Origin of the sequence: Hymenobacter sp. CRA2 (genome assembly GCF_002007105.1) — a bacterium.
Taxonomy (GTDB): domain Bacteria; phylum Bacteroidota; class Bacteroidia; order Cytophagales; family Hymenobacteraceae; genus Solirubrum.
Genome location: NZ_MVBC01000004.1, coordinates 121,764 through 135,764, shown reverse-complemented (window position 1 = coordinate 135,764; position 14,001 = coordinate 121,764). Strand labels below are relative to the sequence as shown.

The 14,001-nt window shown below is 63.2% G+C and carries 12 protein-coding genes; 4 read left to right on the top strand and 8 right to left on the bottom strand.

The window, feature by feature from the left end; genetic code table 11:
* The first annotated feature begins 7 nt into the window (after positions 1-7).
* Positions 8-1,255, top strand: a complete 1,248-nt coding sequence (locus B0919_RS08505) for an NAD(P)/FAD-dependent oxidoreductase (RefSeq protein ID WP_317043888.1) — start codon at positions 8-10, stop codon at positions 1,253-1,255.
* On the opposite strand, the gene B0919_RS26025 is transcribed toward B0919_RS08505, so the two are convergent.
* Complete coding sequence (locus B0919_RS26025) at positions 1,225-1,758, bottom strand: DUF6756 family protein (protein WP_410503617.1); 534 nt, start codon at positions 1,756-1,758, stop codon at positions 1,225-1,227. The two genes, B0919_RS08505 and B0919_RS26025, sit on opposite strands and share 31 nt — an antisense overlap.
* Positions 1,759-1,857: 99 nt before the next feature.
* On the opposite strand from B0919_RS26025, the gene B0919_RS08500 reads away from it, so the two are divergent.
* On the top strand, positions 1,858-2,325 hold the full coding sequence (locus B0919_RS08500; RefSeq protein ID WP_078011812.1) for a PA2169 family four-helix-bundle protein: 468 nt from the start codon (positions 1,858-1,860) through the stop codon (positions 2,323-2,325).
* A gap of 121 nt (positions 2,326-2,446) precedes the next feature.
* Here B0919_RS08500 and B0919_RS08495 read toward each other — a convergent pair whose 3' ends face one another.
* The 3 genes from B0919_RS08495 to B0919_RS08485 all read right to left on the bottom strand — a co-directional run bounded on the left by B0919_RS08495 (position 2,447) and on the right by B0919_RS08485 (position 6,236).
* Positions 2,447-4,360 (bottom strand): DEAD/DEAH box helicase, encoded by a 1,914-nt coding sequence (locus B0919_RS08495; protein ID WP_078011811.1) that lies wholly within the window; start codon positions 4,358-4,360, stop codon positions 2,447-2,449.
* Positions 4,361-4,815: 455 nt separating this feature from the next.
* Complete coding sequence (locus tag B0919_RS08490) at positions 4,816-5,007, bottom strand: cold-shock protein (protein ID WP_059070568.1); 192 nt, start codon at positions 5,005-5,007, stop codon at positions 4,816-4,818.
* A gap of 506 nt (positions 5,008-5,513) precedes the next feature.
* The gene (locus B0919_RS08485) at positions 5,514-6,236 is read right to left on the bottom strand and encodes a hypothetical protein (protein ID WP_078011810.1); all 723 of its coding nucleotides are present in this window, start codon (positions 6,234-6,236) and stop codon (positions 5,514-5,516) included.
* A gap of 93 nt (positions 6,237-6,329) precedes the next feature.
* Between B0919_RS08485 and B0919_RS08480 the strand changes: the two genes are divergently transcribed.
* The gene (locus tag B0919_RS08480; protein ID WP_078011809.1) at positions 6,330-6,755 is read left to right on the top strand and encodes an acyl-CoA thioesterase; all 426 of its coding nucleotides are present in this window, start codon (positions 6,330-6,332) and stop codon (positions 6,753-6,755) included.
* Here B0919_RS08480 and B0919_RS08475 read toward each other — a convergent pair.
* Complete coding sequence (locus B0919_RS08475) at positions 6,752-7,540, bottom strand: hypothetical protein (RefSeq protein WP_139362002.1); 789 nt, start codon at positions 7,538-7,540, stop codon at positions 6,752-6,754. The two genes, B0919_RS08480 and B0919_RS08475, sit on opposite strands and share 4 nt — an antisense overlap.
* An 81-nt stretch (positions 7,541-7,621) precedes the next feature.
* Between B0919_RS08475 and B0919_RS08470 the strand changes: the two genes are divergently transcribed.
* Positions 7,622-11,071, top strand: coding sequence for a UvrD-helicase domain-containing protein (locus tag B0919_RS08470; protein ID WP_078011807.1), 3,450 nt, complete (start codon positions 7,622-7,624; stop codon positions 11,069-11,071).
* A gap of 9 nt (positions 11,072-11,080) precedes the next feature.
* Here B0919_RS08470 and B0919_RS25500 read toward each other — a convergent pair whose 3' ends face one another.
* From B0919_RS25500 to B0919_RS08460, 3 genes are all read right to left on the bottom strand, one after another.
* Positions 11,081-11,305 (bottom strand): hypothetical protein, encoded by a 225-nt coding sequence (locus B0919_RS25500; RefSeq protein ID WP_139362001.1) that lies wholly within the window; start codon positions 11,303-11,305, stop codon positions 11,081-11,083.
* 80 nt (positions 11,306-11,385) lie between these two features.
* Positions 11,386-12,555 carry a hypothetical protein gene (locus tag B0919_RS08465; protein ID WP_078011806.1) on the bottom strand — a complete coding sequence of 390 codons (1,170 nt, stop codon included), beginning with the start codon at positions 12,553-12,555 and terminating at the stop codon, positions 11,386-11,388.
* A gap of 190 nt (positions 12,556-12,745) precedes the next feature.
* Positions 12,746-13,960, bottom strand: a complete 1,215-nt coding sequence (locus tag B0919_RS08460; RefSeq protein ID WP_139362000.1) for a hypothetical protein — start codon at positions 13,958-13,960, stop codon at positions 12,746-12,748.
* Positions 13,961-14,001: the final 41 nt, after the last annotated feature.

Below are 14,001 nucleotides of genomic sequence, written 5' to 3'. Positions count from 1 at the left end.
TGCCTGCGTGAAAGACCTGCTCTCTGCCGACGTGGCCGTGCTGGGCGGCGGGGCCGCTGGCTTTTTTGGAGCCATTGCCTGCGCCGAAGCTAACCCGGCCCTGACCGTTGTGCTGCTCGAAAAAACCACCAAGCTGCTAAGCAAGGTGCGCATCTCGGGCGGCGGCCGCTGCAACGTGACGCACCACTGCTTCTCCCCCGCTGAGCTAACCCAGTACTACCCGCGCGGCGGCAAGCAGCTGAAGGAGCCCTTCCGGCAGTTCGGCGCCCAGGACACGGTGCACTGGTTCGAGCGCCGCGGCGTCAAGCTCAAGACCGAGCCCGACGGCCGCATGTTTCCCGTCACCGATTCCAGCGAAACCATTGCCCAGGCCCTGGAAGAGGCCGCCCGCCGCGCCGGCGTGCGCGTGCTCACCAGCGTGGCAGCCGAACACATCGAGCCGCTGGCTGAGGGTGGTTTCCGCCTGGCGCTGAGCGGCACGCAGGCCCCGGCCAAGGCCCTGCAGGTGCGCAAGCTGCTGGTAGCCACCGGCGGCAACCCCAAGCCCAGCGGCTACGACTGGTTGCGGCAGCTAGGCCACTCGGTGTGCGAGCCGGTGCCTTCGCTGTTTACCTTCAACGTGCCCAACTCGCCCCTAAAAGAGCTGATGGGCGTGAGTGTGCCGCACGCCCGCGTGGTGCTGGCCGGCGAAAAGCTGGAGTACGAGGGCCCGCTGCTGGTCACGCACTGGGGCGTAAGCGGCCCGGCCGTGCTTAAGCTTTCGGCCTGGGGTGCCCGCCGCCTGAGCGAGCTACAGTACACCGGCACGGCGCTGGTGAGCTGGGTACCCACACACAAGGAAGAGTCCTTGCGGCAGTGGCTGCACGAGTACCGCGCCGCCAACGGTAAGAAAACGGTGCTGTCGAATCCGCTCTTCGGTCTGCCGCAGCGCCTGTGGCGCACCCTAGTGGAGCAGGCCAGCATCGGCGCCGAAACGCGCTGGAGTGAACTGGCCGGCAAGCTGCAAAACCGCCTCATCGAGCTGCTGCTACGCACCCCGCTGGGCGTGCGCGGCAAGACCACCTTCAAGGAGGAGTTCGTAACCTGCGGCGGCATCCCGCTCGGCGAGGTCGATATGAAGACCATGGAGAGCCGCCGCGTGCCCGGCCTGCACTTCGCCGGCGAAGTGCTCGACATCGACGGCATCACCGGCGGCTTCAACTTCCAGGCCGCCTGGACGACGGGTTACCTGGCCGGACGGGCCATGGCGGGGTAAAGCCGCAGAGGCTTTAGCAATCCAGCGGCTAGTTGCTCTAGTCGTTGGACCATAGGTTGCCCAGCGGCAACCAAGTCGTCATGGTGAGTCAAACACAGTAGCCACCGGTAGTGCTGGTCGATTATTCCCCATTCGTCTAGGTGTGCACTGTTCTGACTGAGTTTAGCAGCTAATGCACAAGTAGCCAATCCTGAACCGCGGTACCACCACCATTTGTCGCCATCGGAGGCGAAGAAAAAAACGGCATCGATAGGTACGAATAGGTTGGCTATTGAAGCCCAGCTCAAACCTTCTAGAGTAAAAAAAGCACTGGTCATCTCTGGCTTTAGCTGGTTCCAGAGCCAAGTAGGCTGCCGATTTTCAGGTGTCAGCTGGCAGAATGCTTCTGTTGCTCGTCGTTCTACGGCCGCCCACTCCGTCAGTGCCAGCGGCCGAAACTGTTCCACGGTCAGCCCTAACTCTCGCCGTACCCGTTCGATTTCCTGTCGAATATCCGTCCACATACGCGGTTACCATACCGTTGCGGCCGCAACCTTCTAGTGGCCTCCACAGTAAAGTATGCTATTCCATCCTGATTCTTTCCACACAACCTTCCAAACACCATGGCCAGCGAAAACACTGCCCTTAAGACGGTCCTGAACGAACTCGTAGAAACCCTCAAAGACGGCGAGCGTGGCTATTCCGAAGCCCTGACGGACGTCAAAGACCAGGACCTGAAAGATATCTTCAAGAAATACGCGGTGCAGCGCGACGGCTACCTCACGGAGCTGGAAAACGCCATGCACAACCTGAATTTGCACCCGGCCGACACCAACGAAGACAAAACGGATTCCATCATTGGCAGCGCCCACCGCACCTGGATCAACCTGAAGGGCCTGGTGACCGGCAACGACCGTAAAGCCATCCTCGACGAGTGCGAGCGGGGCGAAGACTACGCCAAGAAGGCTTACGAAAAAGCTTCACAGGCCCAGGGTCTGCCGAACGAAATCAAAGCCATCATCGACAAGCAGGCCCAGGGCATCAAAGAAGCCCACGACACCATCCGCGGCCTGCGCGACTCGGCCAAATAAGCCACACGTCTATAGCGGCGGCCCCGACGATTCGAATCCGTCAGCAGTTACAAACCGCCGCTAAACCAAAAGGCCCGCCTCAGTTGAGGCGGGCCTTTTGCATGTCAGCTAGTTGCTGATTTTAGTCTTCGAAACCTTCGTTCCGGTCGCGGCGGGGCTTGTAGCCACCTTCGCTGTCGCGACGGCCGCCGTAGCCACCCGAACGCTGTCCACCGCCGTAGCTGTTGCCACCACGGTAGCCGCCTTCGCGGTTGCCGCCGCCGTAGCCGCCCGAGCGCTGACCGCCACCGAAACCGCCTTCGCGGCGCTGGTAACCACCCTCACGGTTGCCACCGCCGTAGCCGCCTTCGCGGCGCTGGCCGTAGCCGCCTTCACGCGGGCCGCCAAAGCCGCCGGTGCGGCGCGGACGACGCTCGTCGCCGCCTTCGGCAGCTGCTTGGCCGGCTTCGCGCTGCGTAGCCAGGCTGAACGATACCGGACGGCCGTACAGCGAGGTGCGCCCCAACTGCTCTACCACTTCCTCCACGTTCTCGGTGGGTACTTCCACGAAGCTAAACTTGTCGTACAGCTCGATGTCGCCGACGCGGCCCGGAGCGATGCTCGAGGACGACACGATCAGGTCGACCAGGTCGCGCGGGTGCAGGCGGTCCTTCTTGCCCATGGTCACGAACAGGCGGGTGTAACCCTCGCGCGGCGTGCCCTTCTGGCGGTCCGATTCCAGCGCCTTTTCGGCCTGCTTGGTTTCCTTCATCACCATCTTGAGCAGGGCAGCGGCAATGTCCAGCGACGTTACCTCCTCTTCCTGGTCGATCAGGCGCTGCACGCGGCCGATGTACTTGTCCAGGTTACCCTTCTCGATGATTTCCTTGATCTGACTGAGCAGCACGGTGGTTTTCACCTCCGATACGTCCTCGAAGGACGGGATGCGCTCCTGCTTGATCTGCGCTTTGGTGAAGCGCATGATGTCACGCAGCTTGTAGATATCGCGGCCCGACACGAAGGTGAAGGCCTTGCCCGACTTACCAGCGCGGCCCGTGCGGCCGATGCGGTGCACATAGTATTCCTCGTCGGCGGGCAGGTCGTAGTTGACTACGGCTTCCACGTTGTCCACGTCGATGCCGCGGGCGGCTACGTCGGTGGCAACGAGGATTTCCAGCGTGCCTTTGCGGAATTTATCGAGCGTGTTCTGACGCGCCTGTTGGCTCATGTCGCCGTGCAGGCCGTCGGCGAAGTAGCCCTTGGCTTGCAGGTCGGCCACGATGTCGTCGACCATGCGTTTGGTGTTGGCAAACACGATAACCGACTTCAGGCTGTACATGTCGATTACGCGCGACAGCACATCCTTCTTCTGCGGGCCACGCACCTCGTAGTACATCTGCTCGATGTTCGAGACGGTCATCTCCTGGTGGTTGACCTTCACGATCTGCGGCTCGCGCTGATACTTCTTGGTCAGCTCCATGATGGGCTTGCTCATCGTGGCCGAGAAGAACACCGTCTGGCGTTCCTCCGGCATCTGCGACAGCACCGTTTCGATGTCGTCGCGGAAGCCCATGTCCAGCATCTCATCCGCCTCGTCGAGGATGATCATCTTGCAGTTGTCCAGCTTGAGCGTACCGCGCTCCAGGTGGTCCATCACGCGGCCGGGGGTACCGATGACCACCTGCACGCCGCGCTCCAGGGCCTTAAACTGCCGGTCGTACGACGAGCCGCCGTAAATCGGCACCGTGGCCAGACCGCGCTTGTACTTACCGAGCTTTTGGATTTCGCCGGATACCTGCACCGCTAGTTCGCGGGTCGGGCAGAGTACGAGCACCTGCACCTCGCGGGAGTCGGCGTCGACTTTCTCAATGGCGGGAATGCTGAAGGCAGCCGTTTTGCCGGTGCCCGTCTGGGCCTGACCGATAACGTCTTTGCCTTCGAGCAGTACGGGAATGGCGGCCGTCTGGATGGGCGAGGCTTCCTCGTAGCCCATATCCGTGATGGCACGCTGCACCTCTTGCGAGAGGTTCAGCTCTTCAAATTTTACTTTCTCCATGTGTCTTGTAGGGAGTGATTGGAACAGCAATCGGAAACCAGCGCGTTCCTTTCCCTACGCAACACGACAGGACAACGGACGACGACAGCAGACGAACTCTTTTTTACTTGAGGCAAGCGGCAAAACAACAGTAGCCGCCACGGCCGGGACGCGGACCGATTTGCAATTGCGGGTGCAAAGATACGGAAAATATAGCAGAAAAGCCAGATGCGCGGCAATTTGCCGATTGCCCAACGCGCGCTTTCAATGCTCCGACAGGAGCGCTGCTATGCTTTTCCGTTCATTGCTTACCCTGGACGGAATTGACCTGAATTAAGTTCCGTCCTGCGCCTCGACGCCGATATACAGCCCACGATAGCGCCCTACGGCCGGGCCTGCCAATAGCCCAAAACAAAGCCGCACGCCCCAAAGGAGCGTGCGGCTTGTTCACGATATTCCGTGGTAAGAGCAGACGCTTAGGCGCGGCGCACTTGTACGGCATTCAGTCCTTTGCGGCCTTCGGCCACTTCGAACTGCACTTTGTCATTTTCGCGGATTTCGTCGATCAGACCGGTTACGTGGACGAAGATGTCCTGGCCAGTCGCGTCGTTTTTGATGAAACCAAAGCCCTTGGTCTCATTGAAGAATTTTACCGTTCCTGTCTGCATGGTAAGGAGGTGATGAAGAAAAATATTTAAGCCAAACCGCACCAGAACCCTGGGTAAACACCTGAATGCACCACAGTGGAACAGAAGCTTTTTATCTTAAACGCTGGTAAATATAGGTTTTATTCTTTGCCGTAAAAGAAAAAGTGCGAGCAAAGTAAATTGCCCGAATGCAGCTCTGGGCGCTGTAGCGGCCGTTTACGCCCGAAATGCCAATTGCTTAGCGCCGGCCTCCCCTACCCACGACGCCCAACGAAATTTTCGGCTGGTGCCGTGTCTTTGCTGACTCCTGAACCCGCTACGGGTACCCGCATCACGGCTTTGGCTTAAAGACTCCGCGGAGAGCCGCATTCACACGAGGCCACTTCAGCCAGCACCGTGAGTCGTCCCAAAGACAAACCAAGTGCATCTGGTGAAGCTCCGTCCAGCAGAATGCTCTCTGTAAGTAGGAAAAGGGCGCAGAGCAATGCTCCGCGCCCTTTTCACCGGTCGCTGATTAATGCGCTGGCCTAGCGCCGGCGGTTGTCCCGGCGGTCATCGTCGCCGTGGTGGTAGCGGCCGTCGCGGTCGTCGCGGGCCCGGTCGCGACCGGGGTAGTTATCCTGGCGGTGCCGGTTGTCTTCGCGGTAGCGGCCGCTCTGGCTGCTGCCGTCGTAGCTGTCGTGGCCGTACTGGTCGTCGATCTGACGGACTTGCTCACCGGGCTGCCCGTAACCGGAGGGCCGGTCGTAGCCGCGGCCGCGTTCATCGTATGGGTCGTGCTGCCGGCCGCGGTTTTGGGGGCGGTCCACGTCGTGGCCGCGGCGCCAGCGGTTGTCTTCGTCGGAGTAGTGGCCGCGGCCGCCGCGGTAGTCGCCTTCGTAGCGCTCATTGCCCGGGCCGAGGCCGCCCTGGAAGGCGCTGGGGTTTTGCCGCTCGCGCGAGGTGCTGAAGGAGGTATCGTTCAGAGGCCGCTCGTTGTACTCGGAGTGGCGGCCGTAGCTGAAGGAGCCCTGGTCGCGGCCATAGTCGCCGCGGGGCTGCGAGCGGTCATAGTCGTTGTGCCGGTCGCCGCGCTCCTGGTAGTTGTGGTCGTAGCGGCTGCCGTGCCGGTCGTCGCGTTGGCGGCGCTGGTCGTAGTCGTCGTGGGGGTCGTTCTGCGGCTGCCGGCCGTGGCCGCGCTGGTTGCGGGGCTCGTCTTCGGGGCGGCGGTCATTACGGGGGCGGTAATCGAAGTTCTGTTCGTAGGGCATGGTTGTGTGGATGCAGTGGTTGGAGGTAATGTGTACTGTTGGGCCGCCGCGAAGGTTTTTGCGTAGCATCAGCTTCCTTTACCCCTTCCCTTTATGAGCACCGCCGACTCCTCTGCTGCCTTCCGCTTTTCGCGCCCCGTCACCGTGGTCGAAAGCCACATCGACGAGCTGCACCACGTCAACAACGTGCAGTACGTGCAGTGGATTCAGGACATTGCCGGCGCGCACTGGCTCACGGCCTACCCCGTGGGCGAGCGGGAGCAGTACGTGTGGGTGGTGCTGGAGCACCACATCCGCTACCTGAAGTCGGCCCTGCTCGGCGACGAGCTGCGGCTCACGACGTGGGTAGGCGAAATGAAAGGCGCTACTTCCCAGCGCTTCACCCGCATCGAACGGGTAGCCGACGGGGCGCTGCTGTGCGAGGCCGAAACCAAGTGGGTAATGCTGGACCCGCAGACGCAGCGGCCGAAGCGCATCGAGCAAAGCGTGGTGGAGCGGATGCAGGGACCGGTGGGTTAATTTATCCAAGAGGGCAATATTTTGGTCATCGTCCATCGTCCCCTCTTGCGCTCCACGAAAATGAACGAAGCGTCACCACCGTAGTCGTAGAAACGCTCCAGAACAAAACAGGCACGGGTGTGGCTGCTATTGAAAACGGCTTCGGACACGGTAAATTGGCCGATAATCATTGAGTCGCCTTCGCTACTTACCCATCCGTACGGTGGCCGGTATATTTTGCCCGACGGTCCAGCCTTGGGCGCTATTAATGTATAGCGTCCCGTGTTTTTCATTTCAGTCACCTGCAGCCGGACATTTCGCATACTGTCCAGCAGAACGTGGTAGAGTTGGTTGTCAATGGAGTCAAACCGCGGCCGAGGCGCATTGATCCGGAATCTGTTGCTGCCGTCAGACAGCCAGCCAGCAATGTTGTACCGTCCCCACTTGCGTCGCTCCGGTGCGATGCTTGAGGCACTGAGGCGCGGCCAAACGACCAACGTAACATCAATAGCGGCCCGCAGCTTTCGCTCGCGCTGGTACCGCCACAGAAATTGCTGTTGAGTGGTGGTATCAGTACCGTAGGGCATTTTATTGCCCGTTCGCTGCTGGTATTCCTGGAAATCTTCGTAGAAAACATCGGTCCCAACCATGTCGAGCAGAATGTGGTCGACGATTTCCGTAGTCGGCTCGCTATAAGTAGTCTTGACGAAAGGCCCGGCAACCGGTTCGGCCCGTTCGCAGGCCAGTAATAGCCAGCAGGTACAGCCTGCAATCAACAAGCCGCGGATACGAGGTGAGTTAAGCATAGAGCAGGCAAACTAATCAGGTTTGTAGTACCCCAGTGCAACGCCTGCTGCCTACCTTTATTTCCCGCTTAGCTTCCCCGCATGCCCTCCACCTTCCGCATCTATTCCGCTTCCGCCGGCTCCGGCAAAACCTACCAGCTGACCAAGGAATACCTGCGCCTGGCCCTGGGCGCCGAGCAGGCCGATTATTACAAGAGCATCCTGGCCATTACCTTCACCAACGCCGCCGCGGCCGAAATGAAGGAGCGCATCATCGGGGCCTTGCGCGGCTTTGCCCACCCCGGCACCGACCCGAAGGCTGACGCGCTGCTGCGCGAACTGGCCTCCGAAATGGCCGCGGACGGCATGCTGCCGCGGGTGCTGGAAACGCCTGAGGAGCGGGAAGGTCTGCTGCGCCGCCGCGCCCAGCAGACGTTTAAGATGGTGCTCTACCACTACGCCGATTTCGCCGTCAGCACCATTGATTCCTTCGTGCAGCGGGTGGTGCAGGCCTTTACGCGGGAGCTGGGCCTGCCTGCGGCCTTCGAGGTGGAGCTGGACGACGAATCGGTGCTGCACGCGGCGGTGGCCCTGCTGCTGGACAAGGTGAACCGCGGGCAGGAGCACGAGCTGCTCACGCGCACCCTGCAGGACTATGCCCTGAGCAAGGCCGAAGAGGGCCGCAGCTGGAACCAGCTGCCCGACGAAATCATGCGCTTCGGCAAGTTTCTGCTGAACGAATCGGTGCACGAGGCGGTGGCGCAGCTGCAGCAGATGGAGCTGAAGGAGTTTCGTACGCTACACAAGACGCTCAAGCAGCGGCGCGAGCAGATTCAGGCCGAAATCCAGGCCATGGGCGACCGGGCGGTGGCCGCGCTGGCCCAGCACGGCCTCGCGCCCGACCAGCTGGCGGGCGGCAGCCGGGGCGTGCACTCGCACTTCACCAAGCCCCTGCGCTGGCTGGATGACCCCACCGGCACGCCCACGAGCACGGCGCGCAAGGCGGCCGAATCGGGCAAGTGGGGCAGCGGCGACGCCATGAAAGGTTCGCTGAAGCCGGCGCTGGAAGCTGTAGCTTCGGCGCTTACAGAGGCCTTCAACGAGCTGGAGCTGCTGCGCGACCGGTACCTGAGCCAGTATTTGCTCATCGAGGGGCTGCTGCCGCAGCTGTTTCACGTGTCCTTGCTGAGCGAGCTGAGCAAGGCGGTGCAGCAAGTCAGCCAGGAGCGCAACGTGGTGCTTATCGGCGAGTTCAACCGTCGCCTCGCGGGCATCGTGCTGCGCGAGCCGGTGCCTTTCCTCTACGAGCGGCTAGGCGAGCGGTACCAGCATCTGCTCATCGACGAGTTTCAGGACACCTCGGAGCTGCAGTGGAACAACCTGCTGCCGCTGGTGGAAAACGCCGTGGCCAACGGCAACCTCTCGCTGGCCGTGGGCGACGCCAAGCAGGCCATTTACCGCTGGCGCGGGGGCGAGATGGAGCAGATTCTGCGCCTATACCAGGGCTACACCGCCCCGCTGGTCAACCGCGCCCAGGACGAGGAAACGCGCGACATTCTGGAAGCCCGCTACATCGGTCTGGAAGGCGCCCTGGAGCCGGCTTCGCTGCAGACCAACTACCGCTCCGGCCCGCAGATCATCCAGTTCAACAACGACTTCTTCGCCCACGTCAGCCTCGGCCACCCGCAGATGGAGCTGGTGCGCAGCATCTACGACGCGCACTTCGGGCAGGAAGCGCCCACGGCGGCGCTGGGCGGCCCGCCCAGCCACGTCGAAATCCTGCTGACGCAAAGTGACGCGCCGGCCCGGCTGTACCGCCCGGCCGAGGGACGCTACTCGGAGGAGCCCCTGCCCGGCCATACCGGCGCGGAAGTGCTCGACTACGACGAAAGCACCCTCTACCTCACGCTGGCGCTGGTGGAGCAGGCCCTTTCCGACGGCTTCCATCTGGAAGACATTGCCGTGCTCTGCCGTCGCCGCGACCAGTCGCGGCGGGTGGCTAAGTTTCTGAAGGAGCGCGGCTACGACATTATTTCGGCCGATTCGCTGTCGTTGGAATTCGCGGAGGTGGTGAACCTGCTGGTAGCCATTCTGCGGGTGCTGCACCAACCCGCCGATATGCTGGCCCGGGTGGAAGCCCTGCTGCTGGTGGACAAGGTGGTGCGCGGCGTACCGCCCACGCCCACGCGGGCCCGGCGCATCAGCGAAATTGCCAAGGAAGGACGCAGCCTGCCCTTCTTCGACGAGCTGCGCCGCTTGGGCTACGACGTGCAGGAACGACAAACCGGCAACCTCGACTTGTACGAGCTGAGCGAGAAGCTCATGGGCCTGTTTGGGCTGCTGCACCGCCGCGAGGAAAGCGAGTACCTCTTCCGCTTCCTCGACCTGACGCTGGAATACTCCCTGCGCTTCGGCAACAACCTCGGCAACTTCCTCGCCTACTGGGACCAGCGCAAGAGCAACCTGAGCATCAACGCGCCGGCGGGCCGCGGCGGGGCCGTGACCATTACTACCGTTCACAAAGCCAAGGGGTTGGCCTACGGCGTGGTCATCGTGCCCTGGGCTGACTGGAGCCTGGAGCCGACCTCGGCTTTCGGGGGCTCCTACCTCTGGGGCCGCCTCGGCGAAGAGGACAAGCCCGTAGCCGACATGCCGCCGGTGGCCGTGGTGAAGCAGCGCAAGGAGCTGCAGCAGACGGTGCTGGCCGAGCAGTACGCCGAGGAGCGCGAAAAAACCTTCGTGGAGGCGCTGAACCTGCTTTACGTGGCCTTCACCCGCCCGCGCCACCGCCTCTACATCCTCACCCGCCGCCCCGACGCGGCCCGCGCCGCCAAGGAAGATACCTCCGCCCCGGCCAGCAACGTGGCCCAGCTGCTGCACCGCTACCTCGTGGATCTGGGTCAGTGGAACGAGGAGCAACTGACTTACGTGCTCAGCGAAGGTGCCCCGGCCCCAATTGAAAACGAGGAAGCAAGAAGGCAGAATGAGGAGGTGACAGACCGGCTGCTGCCCCTGCGCAACTTGGCCACCGCCGACTGGGAGCAGCGCCTGCGGCTGCGGCGGCACGCCAGCACGGTGTTCGACTTCTCGGAGCAGCAGCAGCAGCGCGACTGGAACCGCAAGCTGCACTTCGCCCTGCGCCGCGTCATCACGGCCGCCGATGTAGACCGCGTGGCTGGCCAGCTCACGGCCGAGGGCCTGGTGAGCCGCCGCGAGCAGCCCGAGCTGCTGCAGCGGCTGCGACAGGTGGTGACCAATGCGCAGCTGGCCCCTTACTTCCGACCCGACGTCATTGCCGAAACCGAGCGGGAAATCCTCGTCGGCGGGGCCCCCCGCGAGGACTACAAGCCCGACCGGGTGGTGTTCGAACCCACCGCGGGCCTGGGCCCGGGCCGCGTGACGCTCATCGACTTCCGCGTGCCCCCGCCCGAGGACCGGCACCAGGGGATGCTACGCCAGTACGGACAGCTGTTCAAGCGCCTGGGCTACACCGATGTGCGCGGGCTGGTGTACTACTTCGAGAAGGAGGAAGTGGTGGAGTTTGGGTGCTGAGTCTTGGCTTTATACTTGGACAAAAAAGGCACGGTCTACCCGATTGCCCCAGCCGTAGCATTCAGCAAATAATGATTTCTCGAAAGGAGCCAACGGAGGTAAGGGCAGTCCTAAAATCTGCATGACGACCACGGCCTGCATGGTTTTCGTCAGCGTTTCGGCGCTGTGGCCCACGGTTCCAGCATACAAGTTTCCGCGTCCGATTTTTATCACGTTTTCACTGAGCACCAGCACTGCTACCGGTAGGATAGCATACCAATTGCGTAATGCGGCGGCGTCGCTTGTCAGCGTTGATTTTCCGGCGCCTGCCTGGCTTACTGTACCGGCTTGAGCAGCTGATAGCGCAGGGTACCGGTCACGGTATCAGCAAACAGGGCCAGATGCTGGCCCACACCCGCCGGCAAGCGAAAACGGACTTCGGCGGGGCGCTGGGGCAGGCGAAACTTCGGCAGCGCACCCAGCCGCAGGCGGCGCAGGGCGGTGGGCTTCTCGCGCGGAATGAGCACCAGTGTTTCGTCGTCGGGGCTGAAGAAGTAATGCGTGCGCGTCGGGGCCAGGTACTGGTAATTGACGGCCCGGCCATCCTGGTAGCCGGTGCGGCTGGCACCGAGGTGAAAGCGCGTGAGCAGGCGGCCGTCGACGAGGTCGAGCAGCAGGGCATTGGCGCGGGGCATGGGCCGCGGCAGGCCCTGCTCGTCCACGCTATGGTCGTAGACGACGAGGGCGGTGCGGGCGCTGATCAGGCGCGTGCCGGCCACCAGTAGGTCGGGCAAGGCCAGCGCCACGGGCTTGCGCCCGGCCGCCACCACGGCGTAGCGGGTGAGCAAGGTGCGGCCGTCGGGCGTCAGGCGGTTTTCGGCCGGCTGGTCTTCGGCGCGCTGGTTCAGGCCGAGGTAGCGTACCTGGCCGGTGCCGGCGTCGAGCAGCAGCAGCGCGGAGGCCGCCCAGTCGGTGTCGTAGGCCTGAAACCACACGGTGTAGGCCAGCACGTGCAAACGGGGCAGGTAGCCACAAAACACCGGCGTGGCGGGTACGCTCTCGGTCACCAGCTCCTGACCAAGCGCAGCAAAGAAGTCGGGTTTGCGCAGCACCGTCCGGAATTGCTCGCGGCCGTCGGCGCGGCGCAGGCGCAGCGTGTACACGGCATCGTAGCCGGCACCGACGGTGCGCAGGGTGTTGAGCGCGGCTTCGTTGGCGAGGTGGCCAGCCAGCGAGTCGCGCATAATCAGCTGGCGGTGCGCATCGGCGCGGGCTGTGGCTTCGGCGCGGTACAGCTGCCCATCAATCTGCACGGCTCGGGGCACGGCGGCCAGTGGCGGCACTTGCGCGAAGGGCGCTACGGTATCGGCCGCGGCGCCGGGACTGGCAGCGGCCAGGCGCTGGGAGTCATCGGCTGGGGTGGCATGGCGCTGCCGGCTGGGCTCACAGCCAGCCAGCACCAGCGCCCACAGCAACCCAATGGCACAGATATGCAGCTTCGTCATAACACACCGGCCCGCCCCAGGCCGAATTCGGGCCGCAAAGATGCAATGATGGCGCGGAAAGTCCTGTAACGAATCAGCTGGCAGCTCGCTCAGGGGCTCTATTGAAGCCGCTGCGTAGCAGTGCCGCAGCCCCGGCCTCCTGCGCCCGGCAGGTTTCGTCACGAATCAGCCCCACGGGGCAGCCGGGCACCTATTCATCCCCGCCGTACTGCTGCAAGCGGTAGCGTACGGCGCCGGTGGTCCGGTCGACGTACAGCGTCAGCTCGCCGCCTGCTTCGGGGCTGATGTGGCAGCGTACTTCACCGGGGCGCTGTGGCGGCCGGAACCTGGGCAGCTTCCGCAATGGCAACTCGCGGTGCTGCAAGGGGGCGTTGCGCGGGATGAGGTGCAGGGTTTGGTTGGTGTTGTCGTAGAGGTAGTGGGTGCGCGTCGGGGCCAGGTACCTGTGGTTGATCATGTAGCCAATGGCGCCCGCAGTGCCGTGGAAGCGGAAGCTCCCCAGCTCCCGGCCGCGCAGGTCGATAATGTGGGCGTTGGCGCCGCGCACGGGTATTTCCGTCTCCTTCACGGGGTCGTAAGCGCCCTCATACACTACCAGGGCGGTGCGGTCGTTCAGCAGCACGGTGCCCGCCACCGCCAGGTTTTTGCGCACCAACGGCACGTGGCGGCCGTCGGCGTGCAGGATTTCCTGCCCCAACAGCAGGGTGCGGCCGTCTGGCGTCAGCACGTCGGGGCTGAGGGCGTCGCCGTAGTAGTTATGCTCGGTGAGGTAGCGCACCTTGCCGGTACCGGCGTCGAGCAGCAGCATCGCCGCGCCGCCGTCGTCAGTCTCGTCGAGCATCATGGTCACGTCGAAGGCCAGGGCGTTGAACTGGGGCAAGTAGCCCAGAAAGTCGGGCGCCAGCACCATGGACTGCGCTACGTGCTCCAGCCCGCCCATGGGCCCGGCAAAATCCGGCTTGCGCAGGGTGGTGGTAAACTTCGGCCGGCCGTTGGGGGCCAGCAGCTGCACGGTGTAAATGGCGTCGTAGCCGTAACCGTTGGCCTCGTAAATCGAGTCGCGCTGCAGGTCGTACTTGGGGTCGTAGTCGGCCGAGTCGAGGGGCCGCATGTGGATGGGCTCGGGCTTGATCAGGCGGCGGGTGCGGTCGGGCCGGGCGCTGGTTTGGATGCGGTACGTCTGTCCGCCGATGTGCACGGCCGGCAGCCCGCCCACGGAATCAATCCGCTCGCCGAGGCGCACAAACTCGCTGGTCGTATCCGCCATCACCGGCAGTATCGGCGCTGGCACGGCGGCCGGGGCAGGTTTGCTGGTCGGCGCTTCAGTATTGGCAGCATTCGGCTGACGCGATTCGCAGGCCAGCAGCGCCACGCAGATCAAAGGCCCGAAATATTTTATCGACATAACGAAAGCCCCGCCGCGGTCCGTAGGTCGGACCGGCACGC

Bases quoted from the DNA above. Each gene is read 5' to 3' on its own strand.
- B0919_RS08500 (WP_078011812.1), top strand. From the start codon at position 1,858: ATGGCCAGCGAAAACACTGCCCTTAAGACGGTCCTGAACGAACTCGTA.
- B0919_RS08460 (WP_139362000.1), bottom strand. From the start codon at position 13,960: ATGTCGATAAAATATTTCGGGCCTTTGATCTGCGTGGCGCTGCTGGCC.
- B0919_RS08485 (WP_078011810.1), bottom strand. From the start codon at position 6,236: ATGCCCTACGAACAGAACTTCGATTACCGCCCCCGTAATGACCGCCGC.
- B0919_RS26025 (WP_410503617.1), bottom strand. From the start codon at position 1,758: ATGTGGACGGATATTCGACAGGAAATCGAACGGGTACGGCGAGAGTTA.
- B0919_RS08490 (WP_059070568.1), bottom strand. From the start codon at position 5,007: ATGCAGACAGGAACGGTAAAATTCTTCAATGAGACCAAGGGCTTTGGT.
- B0919_RS08475 (WP_139362002.1), bottom strand. From the start codon at position 7,540: ATGCTTAACTCACCTCGTATCCGCGGCTTGTTGATTGCAGGCTGTACC.
- B0919_RS08465 (WP_078011806.1), bottom strand. From the start codon at position 12,555: ATGACGAAGCTGCATATCTGTGCCATTGGGTTGCTGTGGGCGCTGGTG.
- B0919_RS08470 (WP_078011807.1), top strand. From the start codon at position 7,622: ATGCCCTCCACCTTCCGCATCTATTCCGCTTCCGCCGGCTCCGGCAAA.
- B0919_RS08480 (WP_078011809.1), top strand. From the start codon at position 6,330: ATGAGCACCGCCGACTCCTCTGCTGCCTTCCGCTTTTCGCGCCCCGTC.
- B0919_RS08495 (WP_078011811.1), bottom strand. From the start codon at position 4,360: ATGGAGAAAGTAAAATTTGAAGAGCTGAACCTCTCGCAAGAGGTGCAG.